Annotated in this window: 18 protein-coding genes; 6 read left to right on the forward strand and 12 right to left on the reverse strand. The window is 70.0% G+C overall.

Annotated features, from left to right (window positions below; translation table 11 throughout):
* Position 1: 1 nt before the first annotated feature.
* From lpxI to gloA, 3 genes are read left to right on the forward strand one after another with little or no spacing between them, the layout of a single operon-like run.
* Positions 2-844 (forward strand): UDP-2,3-diacylglucosamine diphosphatase LpxI, encoded by an 843-nt coding sequence (gene lpxI / locus FHW79_RS21275; protein WP_183180765.1) that lies wholly within the window; start codon positions 2-4, stop codon positions 842-844.
* On the forward strand, positions 841-2,061 hold the full coding sequence (lpxB, locus tag FHW79_RS21280) for a lipid-A-disaccharide synthase (RefSeq protein ID WP_183180766.1): 1,221 nt from the start codon (positions 841-843) through the stop codon (positions 2,059-2,061). The genes lpxI and lpxB overlap by 4 nt, the downstream gene beginning before the upstream one ends.
* The gene (gloA, locus tag FHW79_RS21285; RefSeq protein ID WP_014240164.1) at positions 2,058-2,453 is read left to right on the forward strand and encodes a lactoylglutathione lyase; all 396 of its coding nucleotides are present in this window, start codon (positions 2,058-2,060) and stop codon (positions 2,451-2,453) included. The genes lpxB and gloA overlap by 4 nt, the downstream gene beginning before the upstream one ends.
* 6 nt (positions 2,454-2,459) lie before the next feature.
* Here the strand turns inward: gloA and FHW79_RS21290 are convergent, their stop codons facing one another.
* Positions 2,460-2,987: a GNAT family N-acetyltransferase gene (locus tag FHW79_RS21290; RefSeq protein WP_183180767.1), complete on the reverse strand. Its 528-nt coding sequence runs from the start codon at positions 2,985-2,987 to the stop codon at positions 2,460-2,462.
* A 121-nt stretch (positions 2,988-3,108) separates the two neighbouring features.
* Between FHW79_RS21290 and FHW79_RS21295 the strand changes: the two genes are divergently transcribed.
* Complete coding sequence (locus tag FHW79_RS21295; RefSeq protein WP_183180768.1) at positions 3,109-4,029, forward strand: LysR substrate-binding domain-containing protein; 921 nt, start codon at positions 3,109-3,111, stop codon at positions 4,027-4,029.
* 56 nt (positions 4,030-4,085) lie between these two features.
* Entirely contained in the window at positions 4,086-4,694 is a 609-nt protein-coding gene (locus FHW79_RS21300; RefSeq protein ID WP_183180769.1) for a glutathione S-transferase family protein, read from the forward strand.
* A 4-nt stretch (positions 4,695-4,698) separates the two neighbouring features.
* Here the strand turns inward: FHW79_RS21300 and FHW79_RS21305 are convergent, their stop codons facing one another.
* From FHW79_RS21305 to gltX, 3 genes are all read right to left on the reverse strand, one after another.
* Positions 4,699-4,905, reverse strand: coding sequence for a hypothetical protein (locus tag FHW79_RS21305; RefSeq protein WP_014240168.1), 207 nt, complete (start codon positions 4,903-4,905; stop codon positions 4,699-4,701).
* Positions 4,898-6,211 (reverse strand): citrate synthase, encoded by a 1,314-nt coding sequence (gene gltA / locus FHW79_RS21310; protein WP_183180770.1) that lies wholly within the window; start codon positions 6,209-6,211, stop codon positions 4,898-4,900. Before gltA ends, FHW79_RS21305 begins: the two co-directional genes overlap by 8 nt.
* A 94-nt stretch (positions 6,212-6,305) precedes the next feature.
* On the reverse strand, positions 6,306-7,718 hold the full coding sequence (gltX, locus tag FHW79_RS21315) for a glutamate--tRNA ligase (protein WP_183180771.1): 1,413 nt from the start codon (positions 7,716-7,718) through the stop codon (positions 6,306-6,308).
* Positions 7,719-7,858: 140 nt separating this feature from the next.
* Between gltX and FHW79_RS21320 the strand changes: the two genes are divergently transcribed.
* The gene (locus FHW79_RS21320; RefSeq protein ID WP_247884526.1) at positions 7,859-10,060 is read left to right on the forward strand and encodes a ComEC/Rec2 family competence protein; all 2,202 of its coding nucleotides are present in this window, start codon (positions 7,859-7,861) and stop codon (positions 10,058-10,060) included.
* A gap of 25 nt (positions 10,061-10,085) precedes the next feature.
* Here the strand turns inward: FHW79_RS21320 and lexA are convergent, their stop codons facing one another.
* The 8 genes from lexA to FHW79_RS21360 form a co-directional block, all read right to left on the reverse strand.
* Positions 10,086-10,784 (reverse strand): transcriptional repressor LexA, encoded by a 699-nt coding sequence (lexA, locus tag FHW79_RS21325; protein ID WP_114858480.1) that lies wholly within the window; start codon positions 10,782-10,784, stop codon positions 10,086-10,088.
* Between the two features lie 168 nt (positions 10,785-10,952).
* Positions 10,953-12,170, reverse strand: coding sequence for a gephyrin-like molybdotransferase Glp (gene glp, locus FHW79_RS21330; protein ID WP_183180772.1), 1,218 nt, complete (start codon positions 12,168-12,170; stop codon positions 10,953-10,955).
* On the reverse strand, positions 12,170-12,664 hold the full coding sequence (moaC, locus tag FHW79_RS21335; protein WP_183180773.1) for a cyclic pyranopterin monophosphate synthase MoaC: 495 nt from the start codon (positions 12,662-12,664) through the stop codon (positions 12,170-12,172). The genes glp and moaC overlap by 1 nt, the downstream gene beginning before the upstream one ends.
* A complete protein-coding gene (locus tag FHW79_RS21340; RefSeq protein ID WP_183180774.1) occupies positions 12,661-13,122 on the reverse strand; it encodes a GNAT family N-acetyltransferase in 462 nt (153 codons plus the stop codon). The genes moaC and FHW79_RS21340 overlap by 4 nt, the downstream gene beginning before the upstream one ends.
* Positions 13,123-13,156: 34 nt before the next feature.
* Positions 13,157-13,945 (reverse strand): indole-3-glycerol phosphate synthase TrpC, encoded by a 789-nt coding sequence (trpC, locus tag FHW79_RS21345; protein ID WP_137114366.1) that lies wholly within the window; start codon positions 13,943-13,945, stop codon positions 13,157-13,159.
* The gene (gene trpD, locus FHW79_RS21350) at positions 13,942-15,015 is read right to left on the reverse strand and encodes an anthranilate phosphoribosyltransferase (protein ID WP_183180775.1); all 1,074 of its coding nucleotides are present in this window, start codon (positions 15,013-15,015) and stop codon (positions 13,942-13,944) included. Before trpD ends, trpC begins: the two co-directional genes overlap by 4 nt.
* Positions 15,012-15,602 carry an aminodeoxychorismate/anthranilate synthase component II gene (locus FHW79_RS21355; RefSeq protein WP_035673146.1) on the reverse strand — a complete coding sequence of 197 codons (591 nt, stop codon included), beginning with the start codon at positions 15,600-15,602 and terminating at the stop codon, positions 15,012-15,014. The genes trpD and FHW79_RS21355 overlap by 4 nt, the downstream gene beginning before the upstream one ends.
* 154 nt (positions 15,603-15,756) lie before the next feature.
* The gene (locus FHW79_RS21360; RefSeq protein WP_183180776.1) at positions 15,757-16,209 is read right to left on the reverse strand and encodes an STY0301 family protein; all 453 of its coding nucleotides are present in this window, start codon (positions 16,207-16,209) and stop codon (positions 15,757-15,759) included.
* Between the last annotated feature and the right edge of the window lie 13 nt (positions 16,210-16,222).

Here is a 16,222-nt window from a genome sequence, read left to right on the forward strand (position 1 = left end):
CATGTCGCAGCCTCTTCCCAAGCTCGGCATCCTGGCGGGCGGCGGCACCTTGCCGGCCCGCATCGCCGCCGCGGTGCGCGGCCAGGGGCGCGAGGTCTTCGTCGTCGCCTTCGACGGCCACACCGACCCCGCCACCGTCGCGGGCCTTCCCCATCTGTGGAGCCGCTTCGGTGCCGCCGGCGGCATCATCGACCGGTTGAAGAAGGAAAAGGTCGCGGATCTGGTCTTCGCCGGTCCTGTGCGCCGGCCGTCCTTCACCGAGCTTCTTCCCGACTGGTACACCACCAAGTTCCTCGCCAAGGTCGGCACCCGCGCGCTCGGCGACGACGGGCTTCTGCGCTCCGTCGCGCGCGAACTCGAAGGGGAGGGGTTCCGCGTCGTCGGTCTGCACGACCTGCTTGGCGAGATTCTGACCCCGTCCGGGCCGGTGGGCCGGCTGCGGCCGGACGCCGAGTCGGAGCGCGACATCGCCCGCGCCGTCGAGGTCGCCCGCGCGCTCGGCGCGCTCGACGTCGGGCAGGGCGCCGTGGTGCAGCAGGGGATCGTGCTCGCCGTGGAAGCCATCGAGGGCACCGACGCCATGCTGGCCCGTTGCGCCGGGCTGGCGCGACCGGGGTCAGGTGGCGTGCTGGTCAAGGTGAAGAAGCCGCAGCAGGACCGCCGCCTCGACCTGCCCACCATGGGGGTGACAACGGTGGAGAACGCCGCCCGCGCGGGGCTGCGCGGCATCGCCGTCGAGGCGGGCGGCAGCCTGCTGGTGGACCGCGCCGCGGTGGCCGAGGCCGCCGACCGGCTGGGTCTGTTCGTCGTCGGCATCACCGTTCCGCCGGAGACCCGGTCATGAGCGATCCGCTGATTTTCCTGATCGCCGGGGAGCCTTCCGGTGACGCGCTGGGCGCGCGGCTGATGGCCGCCTGCAAGCGGCTGACCGGCGGGCGGGTGCGCTTCGCCGGCATCGGCGGCGAGAAGATGATCGCGGAAGGGCTGGAGAGCCTGTTCCCGATGGGCGAGCTGACCCTGTTCGGCGTGTTCGAACTGCTGCCCCATCTGCCGAACCTGCTGCGCCGCATCAACCAGACGGTCGCAGAGATCCAGCGGCTGCAGCCCGACGCGGTGGTGGGCATCGATTCGCCGGGCTTCACGGTGCGGGTGTCCAAGCGGGTCAAGGCGAAGGCGCCGGATATTCCGCTCATCCACTATGTGGCGCCCACCGTCTGGGCCTGGAAGCCGAAGCGCGCCGCCAAATACGCGGCGGTCTACGATCACCTGCTGGCCATCCTGCCCTTCGAACCGCCCTATTTCGAGAAGGAAGGGCTTCCCTGCACCTTCGTCGGCCATTCGGTGGTGGAGAGCGGCGCCGGCCATGGCGATGCGCAACGCTTCCGGGCGGCCCATGGGCTGGGACCGGAGGCGCGTATCGTCGCCGTTCTGCCGGGCAGCCGTAAGGGCGAGGTGTCGCGCCTGCTCCCCGACTTCCGCGCCACGCTGGAACGCCTGCTACCGACCCATCCGGAGCTGGTCGCCGTGGTGCCGACCGTCGCGACGGTGCGCGACCGCGTCGCGGCGGAGGTCGCGGGCTGGCCGTTGCGCACCATTCTCGTCGAGGGCGACGGCCCGAAATACGACGCCTTCGTGGCGGCGGAGGCCGCGCTGGCGGCGTCCGGGACGGTGGCGCTGGAGTTGGCGCTGGCCCGCCTGCCGACGGTGATCGCCTACCGCCTCAATCCCGTGACGGTGGCCTTGTACCGGCGGCTGATCCGGGTCAAATACGTCAATCTGGTCAATCTGATGCTCGACCGCATGCTGGTGCCGGAACTGCTTCAGGAGGACTGCCGGCCCGACCGGCTGGCGTCCGAACTGGGCCGCCTGCTCGACGATCCCGCCGCCCGCGCGACGCAGATCGACGGGGTGGCGGAGGTGGCGCGCTGGCTGGGGCAGGGCGGGACGCCGCCCAGCGAACGCGCCGCCCAGGTCGTGCTGGAGGTCGCCGCCGGTCGGTCGGAGAAGACAAAGCCGGATAAGACGAGAGCGCAAGAACCCGCTTGGGAGACGAGACCATGAGCCAATTCCGCCTGCTGCACACGATGCTCCGGGTCTATGATCTGGAGAAGTCGCTGGACTTCTACACCCGCCTGCTCGGCATGAAGCTGCTGCGCCGCAACGATTACGAGGGTGGGCGCTTCACGCTGGCCTTCGTCGGCTACGGCGACGAGAAGGACACCGCCGTCCTTGAGCTGACCCACAACTGGGACCAGGCCGAGCCTTACGCCATCGGCACCGCCTACGGCCACATCGCGCTGGGCGTGCCGGACATCTACGCCACCTGCGAGCAGCTCGCCAAGGAAGGCGTCAAGATTCCGCGTCCGCCCGGTCCCATGAAGCACGGCACCACCGTGATCGCCTTCATCGAGGACCCAGACGGTTACAAAGTCGAGCTGATCGAGACGAAGTAAGCGGCGTCACAGCGTTTTGTAGAAGAGGACGGTGTCGCCGAAGGCGCCGTCCGCTTCCACGGTGTAGCCGGGGATCAGTCCGGCCCGCCGCCAGCCCGTCGCCTCGTAGAAGGGCTCGCCGCTGTCGCCCTTCAGCGTGTCGAGCACCAGCAGGGACCGCCCCAGACCGCGGGCCGCGTCCTCCACCGCCGCCATCAGCCGCCGCGCGACTCCGTTCCGGCGATGGCGGGTGAAGACAAGCAGCTTCTGCACTTCGGCACGGTGCGCGCCGTTGGGCTTGGTGCACAGCGCCAACTGCACGCTTCCCAGCAACTCTCCCTCCGGTCCGTGGGCGATCAGCAGACGGTGTGCGCCCCCGTACAGTTGGGCCTCCACCCCGTCCCAGAAGGTTCGCTTCCAGTGAGATTCCAGCGGGGCGTGGTAGCCGACCGAGGCGCCGCTGTTCACCGCGTCCTCCAGAAGGGCTTCCAGCTCTGCCCTCAGGCGGCGGTCGTCGAGAGCGGGAATGTCGGTGATGGCAAGGGGGGTGGTCATGGGACGCGCCGGGATGGTTCTGTTCGCGGCCCAAGCCTGCCCGCTGCGCCTGCGCTCCACAATTGATTTTGCCGGGCGGGGGTGTGAGGAATCCTCACAGTCAACCCCAGCAGCAGCGCCGATGCCGCGTCTTCCCTTCACCGCTCTGGCCGCTTTCGAAGCGGCGTCCCGATACGGCAGCATGACCCGCGCCGCCGACGAGCTTGGACTGACCCATGGCGCGGTCAGCCGGCAGGTGGGGGACCTGGAGAAGCGGCTGAAGGTCCGTCTGTTCGACCGCACCCCGCAGGGCCTCCTTCTCACCGACGCTGGGCGCGACCTCGCGCAGGCCTGCACCGCCGGGCTCGGACGCCTTCAGGAAAGCTGGGACCGCATCGCCGACCGTGGGCCGGAGCGGCTGCGCATCGCCGCGCCGCGCACTTGGGCGGCCCTGTGGCTGGTGCCGCGGCTGGGGCGCTTCCTGGACGGCCGGCCGGACCTGCGCCTGGACATCGAGGGCGGCAACAGCGACCGCGCATCGGAGGCCGAGGCGGGCTGGGCGGTGATCCGCTATGTGCGCGGCGGCGATCCCGGTCCAGACGGGGCGCTCCTGTCGGAAGAGCCGCTGTTTCCGGTCTGTGCGCCATCGCTGGCGGAACGGCTGTCCGGCCCGGCCGACCTGTCCCGCCAGACTCTGCTGCATTATCAGGCGTCGCCGGATTGGAGCCTGTGGCGCGCCGCCACGGGAGCAAATCTGGACGGAGCGCGCGGGCTGAGCTTTTCGGAATCGGTGATGGTCATTCAAGCGGCCATCGCGGGTCAGGGGATCGCGCTGGGGCGCCCGTCGCTGGTGCTGGAGGCGCTGGAGACGGGACAGCTCGTCTGCCCCTTCGGACCGGCAGTGCCCTGCGGCGACCGCTACGTGCTGACGGCGCCGGCGGAAGGGCGCGGGCGCGGCGTGCTCCGCGCCTTCCGGCACTGGCTGCTGGCGGAGGCCGCCGCGGACCAGGCGCGGCTGGAACGGCTCGGCCTGCCGCTTCCTCTGGGGCGCGCTGGCGTCTGATCCCGTTTCGTGTTTATATCCGCCATCGGATGGATTTGGAGCGGAGACACGCCCCCATGCTGCGCCTTTACGACAACCTGTCTTCCGGAAACGGCTACAAGTGCCGGCTGCTGCTGCACAAGCTCGGCATCCCCTATGAGCGGATCGAGCTGGACATCGACCGGGCGGAAACCCGCAAGCCGGAGTTCCTGGCCCGCAATCCGAACGGGCGCATCCCGACGCTGCAGATGGAGGACGGCGGGCATCTGCCGGAATCCAACGCGATCCTGTGGTATCTGGCGGAAGGCACGCCTTACCTGCCCGACGACCGGGAGGGCCGCGCGCGGGTCCTGCAATGGATGTTCTTTGAGCAGTACAGCCACGAACCGAACGTCGCGACCGTGCGCTTCTGGATCACGCACCATGTGGAGATGACAGAGGAGCGCAAGCTGGGGCTGGTGACCAAGCGCCGGCTCGGCTACGACGCGCTGGGCGTCATGGAGGGGCATCTGGCGGAGCGCCGCTTCTTCGTGGGCGATCGCTTCAGCATCGCCGACATCGCGCTCTACGCCTACACGCATGTGGCGGAGGAGGGTGGGTTCGATCTGTCCGGCTATCCGGCGGTGCGCGCATGGATGGAGCGTGTGGCGGCGGAAGGGCCGCACATCCCGATCACCCAGGGCTAAACGGTCAGATCAGCACCACCGCGGCGATCATCGCCACAATCACCGCATAGAAGACGATGCGGCGAAGCCGCCGCGACAGCGGCGGCTTGTTGTCGTTCGCGGCGGGCTGGCCCTGACGGACCCGCCGCGCCGGAACGATGAACGCAGCCGGGCTGCGGGCGGCTCCGTCGGAGCCACCCGTCCCGATGTGTGCTGTCGGCCGGTTAGCCACGCTCGGCCAGCGGGATGAAGTCCCGCTTGGTCGCGCCGGTGTAGAGCTGACGCGGACGGCCGATCTTCTGGACCGGGTCCTCGATCATCTCCTTCCACTGGGAGATCCAGCCGACGGTGCGCGCCACGGCGAACAGCACGGTGAACATGCTGGTCGGGAAGCCCATCGCCTTCAGGATGATGCCCGAGTAGAAGTCGACGTTCGGGTACAGCTTCTTCTCGACGAAGTACGGGTCTTCGAGGGCGATCTTCTCCAGCTCCATGGCGATGTCGAGGAGCGGCTCGTCCTTGATGCCCAGCTCGGCCAGAACCTCATGGCAGGTCTTGCGCATGACCTGGGCGCGCGGGTCGTAGTTCTTGTAGACCCGGTGGCCGAAGCCCATCAGGCGGAAGTTGTCGTTCTTGTCCTTGGCGCGGCGGACGATCTCCGGGATGCGATCGACCGAGCCGATCTCCTCCAGCATCTTCAGCACGGCCTCGTTGGCACCGCCGTGGGCCGGACCCCACAGCGAGGCGATGCCGGCGGCGATGCAGGCGAACGGGTTGGCGCCCGACGAGCCGGCCAGACGGACGGTCGAGGTCGAGGCGTTCTGCTCGTGGTCGGCGTGCAGGATGAAGATCTTGTCCATGGCCTTGGACAGGACCGGGTTGACCTTGTACGGCTCGCACGGCGTGCCGAAGGTCATGTAGAGGAAGTTCTCGGCGTAGGACAGGTCGTTGCGCGGGTACATGAACGGCTGGCCGACCGAGTACTTGTATGCCATCGCGGCGATCGCCGGGATCTTGGCGATCAGGCGGTGCGCGGCGATCTTGCGCTGCACCGGGTCCTCGATGTCCGTCGAGTCGTGGTAGAAGGCCGAGAGGGCACCGGTCACGCCGCAGAGAACCGCCATCGGGTGGGCGTCGCGGCGGAAGCCGCTGTAGAAGCGGGTCAGCTGCTCATGCACCATCGAGTGGCCGCGCAGGATGCCCTCGAACTCTTCCTTCTCGGCGGCGTTCGGCAGGTGGTTGTTGAGGAGAAGGAAGCAGACCTCCGGGAAGGTCGCGTGCTCGGCAAGGTCGTCGATGGCGTAACCGCGGTGCAGCAGAACACCCTCATCACCGTCGATGTAGGTGATCTTGGACTCGCAGCTGCCCGTCGAAGTGAAACCCGGATCGTAGGTGAAACAACCGGTCTCGGCGTAGAGCTTGCGGATGTCGATCACGTCCGGACCCGTGCTTCCCTTCATCACGGGCAGGCTTACCTGCTTTCCAGTCCGGTTGTCGATCAGGGTGAAGGTATCGGCCTTGTCCGCGGTTTGGGTCATCTCGGCACGTCCTTATCTTTAGGGTTGGGGCTTAACGCCCTTTTCGAATGCGCGCAGCATAGTTCTATGCCGGGCGGATATCAACGCACGGAAGTTATCCCCGTGCTGCAGTTGCGGCATCCTTCATCCGGGCCAGCGTTTCCGCGCGGCCCAGGATCTCCGCCACCTCGAAGATCGGCGGCGACACGGTGGAGCCGGTGAGTGCTGCGCGCAGCGGCTGGGCGATTTTGCCCAGCTTCTCGCCCCGCTCCTCGGCGAAGGCGCGCACCAGACCCTCCAGCGCGGCGGCGGTGAAGTCGGCCTCGGCCTCGAAGCGGGCGGCGAGCTCGGCGAGGACACCGCGGCCCTTCCCGTCCAACAGCGCGGCGGCCTTGTCGTCCATCGCCAGCGGGCGCGCGGCGAGGTAGAAGCGGGCGCTCTGGGCGAGATCGACCACGGTGCGGGCGCGCTGCTTCAGCCCGTTCATGGCGCGGGTCAGCAGGTCGCGTTCCGACTCGGTCAGCGCGCGGCCAAGCTCGGCCTCCAGCCGCGGCGCGGCGAGGCCCACGAGGCGGGCGTCGTCGGCCTGCCGCATGTAGTGGGCGTTCAGGTTCTCCAGCTTGGCGAAGTCGAAGCGCGAGGGGGAGCGCCCGATGCCCTCCAGGTTGAACCACTCCACGGCCTGTTCGGTCGAGATGATCTCGTCGTCGCCATGCCCCCAGCCGAGCCGCAGCAGGTAGTTGCGGATCGCCTCCGGCAGGTAGCCCATGTCGCGGTAGGCGTCGACGCCGAGCGCGCCGTGGCGCTTCGACAGCTTGGCGCCGTCCGGGCCGTGGATCAGCGGGATGTGGCCGAACTCCGGCAGGTCCCAGCTCATGGCGTTGTAGATCTGGATCTGGCGGAAGGTGTTGGTCAGATGGTCGTCGCCGCGGATGACGTGGGTCACGCCCATGTCGTGGTCGTCGACCACCACCGCCAGCAGATAGGTCGGGGTGCCGTCGGCGCGCAGCAGGATCAGGTCGTCGAGCTGGGCGTTCTGCACCGTCACCTCGCCCTGGACGCGGTCCTTCAGGACCGTCTCGCCATCCTGCGGCGCCTTCAGGCGGATCACCGGCTTCACGCCGGCCGGAGCCTCCGACGGGTCGCGGTCGCGCCAGCGCCCGTCGTAGCGCACCGGCTGGCCCGCGGCCTTCTGCGCGGCGCGCATCTCCTCCAGCTCCTCGGGGCTCGCGTAGCAGTAGTAGGCGCGGCCGGCGGCCAGCATCTGCTGCGCCACCTCGGCGTGGCGGTCCTTGCGGGCAAACTGGCTGACCGCGTCGCCGTCCCAGTCGAGGCCGAGCCAGGACAGGCCGTCGAGGATGGCGTCCACCGCGGCGTCCGTCGAGCGCTGGCGGTCGGTGTCCTCGATGCGCAACAGGTAGGTGCCGCCGTTGCGCCGGGCGTACAGCCAGTTGAACAGCGCGGTGCGGGCACCGCCGATGTGGAGAAAGCCGGTGGGCGACGGGGCGAAACGGGTGACGACGGTCATGGGTGGCTCAATTCCGGGTTCGGCGCTGCTACAATGATGCGGCTGCGGGGTCGCGACTGCTGCGGTGCGACTGCGCTGGTGCGGTGGTGTAACACATTAAGGGCGCCGGAGGCATTTGCCTTGCGCGCATAGGCGGCAGTATGGCCCACGGGGTTGAAGAGGGCATAGCCGGAGGTTTGGCGGCGGAGGAGGACGATGCCGGTCCCGTCCGACGCGGCGTCGCCATGCGCCTTGCCTCGGCGGCGGCGGAGTGCCTCGCCGCCGAGCGGGAGCGCTGGGCGCTGTGGCTTCCGGTGGGAACCGGGGCGGGCGTGGCCCTGTATTTCAGCCTGCCGGCCGAGCCCCCGCTCTGGCTCGGGCCGGGCGCCGCGGCCAGCTGTCTGCCTCTGCTGTGGCTGGCGCGGCGGCGTCTGGCGCCGGTCGTCCTGCTGCTGGGGCTGCTCAGCGTTGCGTTGGGTTTTGCCGCGGCGCAGCTGCACAGCGTGGCGGCGGCGGCACCGATGCTGACGCGGGAGCTTGGGCCGGTGCAACTGACCGGGCGGGTGCTGGCGATCGAGCGGCAGCCCACGGGCACGCGGCTGATGATCGGTGAGCCGACGGTGGAGCGGCTGGCTCCGGAGGCGACGCCGGAGCGGGTCCGCCTGCATCTGCCGGCCAAGGTGACGCCGCCGGAGGCCGGGACGGTGGTCCGGCTGCGCGCCATGCTCCACCCGCCGGCCGCCCCCGCGGAGCCGGGGGCCTTCGACCTGCAGCGGCGCGCCTATTTCGAGGGGTTCGGTGCGGTCGGTTTCGTCCTGGGCGCCCCCGTCGCGCAGGAGGCGCCGCCGCCCGGCGGCTGGCGACGCGTGACCGTGGCCTTTGAGCAGGCGCGTGCCGTCATCGCCGAGCGGGTGCGCGCCGTCGTGGCCGATTCCGCGGAGGCCAGCGTCACCGCCGCCCTGCTGAACGGCGACGCTGCGGCAATCCCCGAGCCGATGATGGACGCCTTCCGCGACAGCGGTCTGGCGCATCTCCTGTCCATTTCCGGCCTGCATGTGGGAATCGCCGCGGGGATCGTCTTCTGGGTGGTGCGGGCCCTGCTGGCGCTGGTTCCCTGGATCGCGCTGCGCTGGCCGATCAAGAAGATCGCGGCGCTGGCCGGCATCTTGTCGGCCATCGTCTACACGCTGCTGGTGGGGGCGCCCTTGCCGACGCTGCGGTCGGTGCTGATGACCGGCCTCGTCATGGGCGCGGTGATCGCCGACCGGTCGCCGATCAGCATGCGGCTGGTCGCCTTCGCCGGCTTCGTCACCGTCCTCTACGACCCGGAGGGGATGTTGGGGCCGAGCTTCCAGATGTCCTTCGCGGCGGTGGTCGCCCTGATCGCCGCCTTCGAACGCTTCACGCCCTGGGCAGTGCGGCGGCGGCGCGAAATGGGCTGGCTCGGCAAGGGCGTCATGGCGCTGGGCGGCATCGCCTTTTCCAGCGTGGTGGCGACGGTCGCGACGACGCCCTACGGACTCTACCATTTCCAGCAGGTCGCCTTTTACGGCGTGCTGTCCAACATGGTGGCGATCCCCATCACGACGGTGTGGATCATGCCCTTCAGTCTGCTGTCCTACCTGCTGCTGCCCTTTGGGCTGGAGGGGCCGGCGGTGACGGCAATGAGCTGGGGCGTTCGGCTGGTCATCGAAACGGCGGAGCGGACCGCGGCGCTGCCCGGAGCCACCGCCTTCCTGCCGGCCATGCCGGACGCCGCCATCGCGGCGGTCACGCTGGGTGGGCTGTGGCTGGCCATCTGGACAAGGCGCTGGCGCTGGCTGGGGCTGGCCGCTGTGGTCGGAGGGCTGGTCGCCCCGGTGTTTGCGCCGCGCCCCGACATTCTGGTGGCTGAGGACGGAAAGCTGATGGCCGTGCGCAGCGCGGAGGGAATTCTCAGCCTCTCCACTGCCAGCGACGGCCGGATTGCCAACAGCTGGAGGCGGCGCGACGGCATGGAGAAGCCGGAGGACAAGGCCGGTCAGGATGTCTGGCCGCTTGCCGGGGTCAGCCTGGACGGGCGGTTGCGCTGCGACGCTCTGGGGTGCCTTTACCGTGCGCAGGGGAAGACGGTGGCGCTGCTGCGCCAGCCGGACGCCTTGCCGGAGGATTGCGCGGTGGCCGATGCCGTGGTGACCGCGGCCCCGTCACGCGGGTGCCGGGCGCCGCTGGTCATCGACCGTTGGGAACTGCGGCGGGGAGGCGCGCAGGCGCTCACCCTGTCGGACCAGGGCATCCGGGTGGAAAGCGTGCGCGGGCGGCGCGGCGACCGCCCGTGGACGATGGGAGGAAAGCTGCCCGATGGAAGGGCCGAGGCGCGCTGAACCGTCGCCCCGGAGCACCCCGCCGTCAGTACTTCCGCACCAGACCGACGAGGCGGCCCTGCACCCGAACGCGGTCGGCGCCGAAGATGCGGGTCTCATAGGCGGCGTTGGCCGGTTCGAGCGCCACGGTGTTGCCCTTGCGGCGCAGGCGCTTCAGCGTGACCTCGGCGTCGTCGACCAGGGCGACGACGATCGAGCCGTTGTCCGCGCTGTCGCAACGCTGGATGACCACCGTGTCATGGTCGAGGATGCCGGCCTCCACCATGGAATCGCCGGCGACTTCCAGCGCGTAGTGATCGCCCATGCCGAGCATGGCGGCGGGAACGTCCACGAAGGCGGAAGCGTCGCGCAACGCCTCGATGGGCGTGCCCGCGGCGATCCGGCCGTAGAGCGGCAACTGCACCGATTCCGACGCCGGGTTCGCCTCGCGTCCCGCGAAGCTGAAGTCGCCCTTGATGACGTTGGGCTGGAACTTGGCGCGCGGCGGCCGGGTGCGGGCGGTCTCAAGCCCCTCCGGCAGGCGCAGCACCTCCAGCGCGCGGGCGCGGTGGGGCAGGCGGCGGATGAAGCCGCGCTCCTCCAGCCCCGTGATGAGGCGGTGGATGCCCGACTTGGACTTCAGGTTGAGAGCGTCCTTCATTTCGTCGAAGGAAGGGGACACACCGCCCTGTCCGAGCCGCTCGTTGATGAAAAGCAGCAATTCGTGCTGCTTGCGCGTGAGCATTTGTGCCTCCCGGCCGGTTCCGCACTAGATATGGAACAAAAGCAAAACGTTCCATCTTGTTCTAGTTTGGTTCTTAACCCCCGTCAAGCCCTACGAATGAAATCAATCGCAAATCGACGGACAGGACTCCCGAAAGGATCCCCAATTGGATGGCGAATGCGGAAGGGATTAAAGCGACAGAATGCCGCCGCTCAGCGGGATCGCCGTCACGCGGTCGCCCGCGGAGGCGGCGGTTGCCTGCGGCTCGCGGACGATCAGGGCGTCCGCCTGGGCCAGCCGGGACATCATCGCGCTGTCCTGGCGTGGGAAGGGAGTGGCGACGGGCTCGCCATCCGCTCCGGGGGACAGGGTGGCGCGCAGGAAATCCGTGCGGTCGTCGTTGGCTTTCAGCGGCGCGCCGAGCCGGACCGTGAGCGTGGCGTGTTCGGCGGGCAGCCCCTGAAGACGGCGCAGCAGCGGCACCAGGAACAGCAGTGCGGCCACCCCGGTGGACACCGGGTTGCCGGGCAGGCCGAGCAGCGGCACGCCGTTCGCCGTCCCGAAGATCAACGGTTTGCCGGGCTTCATGGCCACCCGGTAGAAATCCAGCGACAGCCCTCCCAGCACGTCGCGCACATGGTCGTGCTCGCCCTGCGAGGCGCCGCCCGTAGTCACCAGCAGGTCGCAGCCCGCCGCCCCCGCGGCCATGGCGGCAAGATGCTCCGGATCGTCCCTGGCCACGCCGAGATTGTGGGCGAGCCCGCCCTGGCTGGCGACCAGCGCGCACAGGCCGAGCGCGTTGGAGCTGACGATCTGGCTCGGCCCCAGCGGATCGCCGGGCAGGGCGATCTCGTCCCCGGTGGCGAGCACGGCGACCCGCGGGCGGCGGTGGACGCGCAACCAGGGCAGGTTGGCGGCGGCGGCCAGGGCGACGTCGCGGGCGGTGAGCAGCCGTCCCTTGGGAAGCAACGCCTCTCCCGCGGTGAAGTCCAGACCGGCGGGACGGACGAAGCGGCCCGCGGGCACGGCGCGCCCGACGCGCACGCGGTCCCCGTCGTCCTCGCAATCCTCCTGCATCACCACGGCGTCGGCCCCGGCGGGGAGGGGGGCACCGGTGAAGATGCGCACGGCCTCACCCGCGCCGACCGATCCGACGAAGGCGTGGCCGGCGGCGGACTCACCGACGCGGCGCAGAGTGACCGGCGCATCCGCCGCCGCCAGGACGATGTCGGCGGCGCGGACGGCCCAGCCGTCCATGGCGGCGGCGGCGAAGGGCGGCTGGGTCAGGCGGGCGACGGCGGGCTCCGCCAGGACGCGCCCCAGCGCGTCGGGCAGCGCCACCGTCTCCGCCGGCAGGGCGGTGAAGGCGGCGAGGATGCGGGCGCGGGCTTCACCGACCTGCAGCATCAGACCGCGCTCCCCCAGTCGCCGCTCTTGCCGCCGGCCTTGTGCAGCAGTTTCACCTCGGTGATGGTCATGCCGCGGTCCACCGCCTTGCACATGTCGTAGACGGTCAGCGCGGCGATCGACACGGCGGTCAGCGCCTCCATCTCCACGCCGGTCTGGCCCTTCAGCTTGCAGGTGGCGGTGATGTCCACGGCGTTGCGCTCGGGGTCGCAGGTCAGGTCGACCTTGACCGAGGTCAGCATCAGCGGGTGGCACAGCGGGATCAGGTCCGGCGTGCGCTTGGCCCCCATGATGCCGGCCAGCCGGGCCACCGACAGGACGTCGCCCTTCTTGACGCCGCCCTGGAGGATCAGCGCCAGCGTTTCCGGCTGCATGAGGACGGAGCCGCGGGCGGTCGCCGTGCGTTCGGTGTCGGCCTTGTCGGACACGTCCACCATCACCGCGCGGCCTTCGGCGTCGAAATGGGTGAAGCCGCTTGCGGGCTGGTCGGTCATAGGGGTTTCTCCAGGAACAGGCTCAGCGGGTCCGGGCCGTAGGGGCCGAACGGTCCGCGGTCGGTGAAGCCCTGCTTGCGGTAAAGGGCGATGGCCTCGTCCTGATACACGCCGGTCTCCAGCCGCAGCAGGGACAGGCCGGCGGCGCGCGCCTCGTCCTCGATGCACTCCAGCAGGCGGCGACCGATCTGGCCGCCGCGCGCGGTCGGTTGGACGAACATCCGCTTGACCTCGCCATAGCCGCCCTCGCTGTCGATGCGCATGGCTCCGCAGCCGACCACGGTTCCCGAACGCCGGGCGACCAGGAAGCGGATGTCCGGCTTGGCCAGCGACTGCAGGTCGAGCAGATGGTTGCTCTCGGCCGGGTACAAGTCGCCCAGATAGCGGTCCAGCTCCTCGATGAGCTGGACCACCTCGTCCTGGAGCGGGCTTTCACGGGCAATGGTCACGTTCGGCACGGCGTCGCTCCTCCCCATTGCTTTTTATTTGGTGTCAGGCGAGCAGGGCGCGGGTGGCCGCGGTCACATCCTCCTGCCGCATCAGCGATTCACCGACCAGGAAACAACGCGCGCCCACAGCCGCCATGCGCGACAGGTCCGCTGGGCTGTAGAGACCGCTTTCGGCCACCAGCATCCGGTCGGCCGGCACGTGGGCCGCCAGTTCCTCCGTCGTGGCGATGTCCACCGCCAGAGTCTTCAGGTTCCGGTTGTTGACGCCGAGCAGCGGGGTCTTCAGCGCCAGCGCGCGGTCCAGCTCCTCCCGGTTGTGCACCTCGACCAGAACGTCCAGGCCCCAGGCGATGGCGGCGTCCTCGATCTCGGCGGCCTGCGCGTCGCTCAGCGCGGCCATGATGATAAGGATGCAGTCGGCGCCGAGCGCGCGGGATTCGGCGATCTGGTAGGGATCGACCATGAAGTCCTTGCGCAGCACCGGCAGGTCCACCGCCGCGCGGGCGGCCAGCAGATAGTCGTCGCAGCCCTGGAAGTAGGGCTCGTCCGTCAGCACCGACAGGCAGGTGGCGCCGCCCTCGCGGTAGGCGCGGGCCAGCGACGGCGGGTCGAAGTCCGGGCGGATCAGCCCTTTGGACGGGCTGGCCTTCTTGATCTCGGCGATCAGGCCGTAGCGGCCGCCATCGACCGTGCGGCGCAGGGCGCGGATGAAGCCGCGCGCCGGGTCGGCGCTGCGGGCGGCGTCCTCCACCGCGGACAGCGGGCGGGCGGACTTGCGGGCTTGGACCAGCGCGCGCTTGTCGTCACAGATGCGGGTCAGGACGTCGCTCATGGCGCGGCAACCGGTTCGTTGGTGGCAGACGAGTTGGTGATGGAGACGAGGCGCTGGAGCACGGCGCGGGCCGCGCCGCTGTCGATGGCGTGGCGGGCCTGCTCGACGCCCTCCTTCAGGTCGCCGGCCTTGCCCGCGACGTGCAGCGCGGCGGCGGCGTTCAGCAGGACGATGTCGCGGTAGGCACCCTGAGCGCCGTCGAACAGCGCTCGGATGGCCTCGGCGTTCACATGGGCGTCGCCGCCCTTCAGAAGCTCCGGCCGGGCGCGGAAGATGCCGGCCTGCTCCGGCTCGATCTCGAACACCGTGACCTCGCCGTCCTTGAGCTGGGCGACGGTGGTCGGGCCGGTCGTGGTGATCTCGTCCAGCCCGTCGGAGCCATGGACGATCCAGGCGGCCTCCGACCCCAGGCGCTTCAGCACATGGGCCAGCGGCTCCACCCACTGCCGGGCGTAGACGCCGAGGAGCTGGCGCTTGGCGCTGGCCGGGTTGGACAGCGGGCCCAGCAGGTTGAAGATGGTGCGGGTGCCCAGCTCGACGCGGGTCGGGCCGACGTTGCGCATGGCGAGGTGGTGGCGCGGCGCCATCAGGAAGCCGATGCGCGCGTCCCACAGGGCCTTGCGCACCAGACCCATGTCGCAGTCCAGGTTGACGCCCAACGCGCCCAGCACGTCGGCGGCGCCCGATTTGGACGACATGGCGCGGTTGCCGTGCTTGGCCACCGGCACGCCGCAGGCCGCGATGACGACCGCCGCGGCGGTCGAGATGTTGTAGGTGCCCGACCCGTCGCCGCCGGTGCCGCAGGTGTCGATGGTGCCGTCGGGAGCCTCCACCGGGATCGCCTTGGCGCGCATGACGCGGGCGGCCCCGGTGATCTCGTCCACCGTCTCGCCGCGCACGCGCAGCGCCATCAGGAAGCCGCCCATCTGCGACGGGGTGGCGTTGCCCGACATGATGATGTCGAAGGCCAGCGCGGCCTCCGGCTCGTTCAGGGCGTCGCCGGCGGCGACCTTGGCGAGGATCGCCTTCATGTCGGTCAGGTCGCCGTGCGGCGCGGACGGCGTGCTCATGCGGCGGTCTCCAGCCGGCGGGTCGTGTTCAGGAAGTTTTCCAGGATCTTGTGCCCGTGCTCGCTCTCGATGCTTTCCGGGTGGAACTGCACGCCGTGGATCGGCAGCTCGCGGTGGGACAGCGCCATGATCAGGCCGTCCTCCGTCTCGCCGGTCACCTCGAGGCAGGCGGGCAGGGTGGCACGCTCGACGATCAGCGAATGGTAGCGGGTGGCCCGGAAGGGGGAGGGCAGGTCCTTCAGGACGCCGCGACCCTGGTGGAACATGCGGTCGACCTTGCCGTGCATCGGCACCGGCGCGCGCAGCACCGTGCCCCCGAAGGCCTGCCCGATGGCCTGGTGGCCCAGGCACACGCCCATCAGCGGAACGCCGGCCTTGGCGGCGGCGTCGATCAGCGGCAGGCAGATGCCCGCCTTGTCCGGATCGCAGGGGCCGGGCGACAGCACGATCCCCTCGGGGCGGAGCGCCATGGCCTCCTCCACCGTCAGGCTGTCGTTGCGGCGGACGTCCAGCTCGGCGCCCAGTTCGCCCAGGTAATGGACGAGGTTGTAGGTGAAGCTGTCGTAGTTGTCGATGAGCAGCAGCATGGGGCGCCCCGGCATCCTTCCGGCCTGTCGTTTCCGGTCCGTCGGTCACGGCCCGATCATCCCGGACTAGCGTTCCGGCCTTGTTCCAAGGCGGCTACCCTAGCGGCTGAAGCAACGGATTTCCAGCCCGTCCGAACCCGCAAACGGCGGAGAATCAGCGGCAGAGGAACTGCGGCGGCGTTGTCGGCTTGTCCAGGACCGTGCCGCGCGCATCGATCTCCTCGGTGATCTGGCAGCGCCGCACGGTGCGCGGCAGGTCGATGGCCAGCGTGGCCTGCGTCCCGCCGTAGCGGCAGATCAGGACGACGTTGCTGCGCCGGGCGGCGGGAAAGTCCCATTGCCGGATTTCCGAACGGCCCCGCCGCAGGCTGCGGTCCGGCTCCAGCGCCGCCGGGGCAGGGGTGGCCATCAGCGCCGAGCGGTCGCCCTCCACCAGCGCGACGCCGGCGAGGGTGTGCTGGTCCTTCGCCGGGTAGGGCGACCAGCCGCCGGGCGCCTCGGGCTGGGCCTGCACGGTCAGGCTGGGCGGGCAGCGGACCTCCTCGGCGAGGGCCGGGGGAGCGATGGCGGCGACGAGGAGCGCAAGGGGGGCGAGGGGGCGGAGCATGGCGGGTCACAGC

The sequence above is a fragment of the Azospirillum sp. OGB3 genome, from assembly GCF_014192915.1.
Taxonomy (GTDB): Bacteria; Pseudomonadota; Alphaproteobacteria; order Azospirillales; family Azospirillaceae; genus Azospirillum.

What these genes read in the sequence shown, in the direction of transcription:
- FHW79_RS21360 (WP_183180776.1), bottom strand. Translation starts at nt 16,209, where the DNA reads ATGCTCCGCCCCCTCGCCCCCCTTGCGCTCCTCGTCGCCGCCATCGCT.
- FHW79_RS21320 (WP_247884526.1), top strand. Translation starts at nt 7,859, where the DNA reads ATGGCCCACGGGGTTGAAGAGGGCATAGCCGGAGGTTTGGCGGCGGAG.
- trpC (WP_137114366.1), bottom strand. Translation starts at nt 13,945, where the DNA reads ATGAGCGACGTCCTGACCCGCATCTGTGACGACAAGCGCGCGCTGGTC.
- lpxI (WP_183180765.1), top strand. Translation starts at nt 2, where the DNA reads ATGTCGCAGCCTCTTCCCAAGCTCGGCATCCTGGCGGGCGGCGGCACC.
- lexA (WP_114858480.1), bottom strand. Translation starts at nt 10,784, where the DNA reads ATGCTCACGCGCAAGCAGCACGAATTGCTGCTTTTCATCAACGAGCGG.
- FHW79_RS21300 (WP_183180769.1), top strand. Translation starts at nt 4,086, where the DNA reads ATGCTGCGCCTTTACGACAACCTGTCTTCCGGAAACGGCTACAAGTGC.
- FHW79_RS21295 (WP_183180768.1), top strand. Translation starts at nt 3,109, where the DNA reads ATGCCGCGTCTTCCCTTCACCGCTCTGGCCGCTTTCGAAGCGGCGTCC.
- FHW79_RS21290 (WP_183180767.1), bottom strand. Translation starts at nt 2,987, where the DNA reads ATGACCACCCCCCTTGCCATCACCGACATTCCCGCTCTCGACGACCGC.
- FHW79_RS21355 (WP_035673146.1), bottom strand. Translation starts at nt 15,602, where the DNA reads ATGCTGCTGCTCATCGACAACTACGACAGCTTCACCTACAACCTCGTC.
- lpxB (WP_183180766.1), top strand. Translation starts at nt 841, where the DNA reads ATGAGCGATCCGCTGATTTTCCTGATCGCCGGGGAGCCTTCCGGTGAC.
- trpD (WP_183180775.1), bottom strand. Translation starts at nt 15,015, where the DNA reads ATGAGCACGCCGTCCGCGCCGCACGGCGACCTGACCGACATGAAGGCG.
- moaC (WP_183180773.1), bottom strand. Translation starts at nt 12,664, where the DNA reads ATGACCGACCAGCCCGCAAGCGGCTTCACCCATTTCGACGCCGAAGGC.
- gltX (WP_183180771.1), bottom strand. Translation starts at nt 7,718, where the DNA reads ATGACCGTCGTCACCCGTTTCGCCCCGTCGCCCACCGGCTTTCTCCAC.
- gloA (WP_014240164.1), top strand. Translation starts at nt 2,058, where the DNA reads ATGAGCCAATTCCGCCTGCTGCACACGATGCTCCGGGTCTATGATCTG.
- gltA (WP_183180770.1), bottom strand. Translation starts at nt 6,211, where the DNA reads ATGACCCAAACCGCGGACAAGGCCGATACCTTCACCCTGATCGACAAC.
- glp (WP_183180772.1), bottom strand. Translation starts at nt 12,170, where the DNA reads ATGCTGCAGGTCGGTGAAGCCCGCGCCCGCATCCTCGCCGCCTTCACC.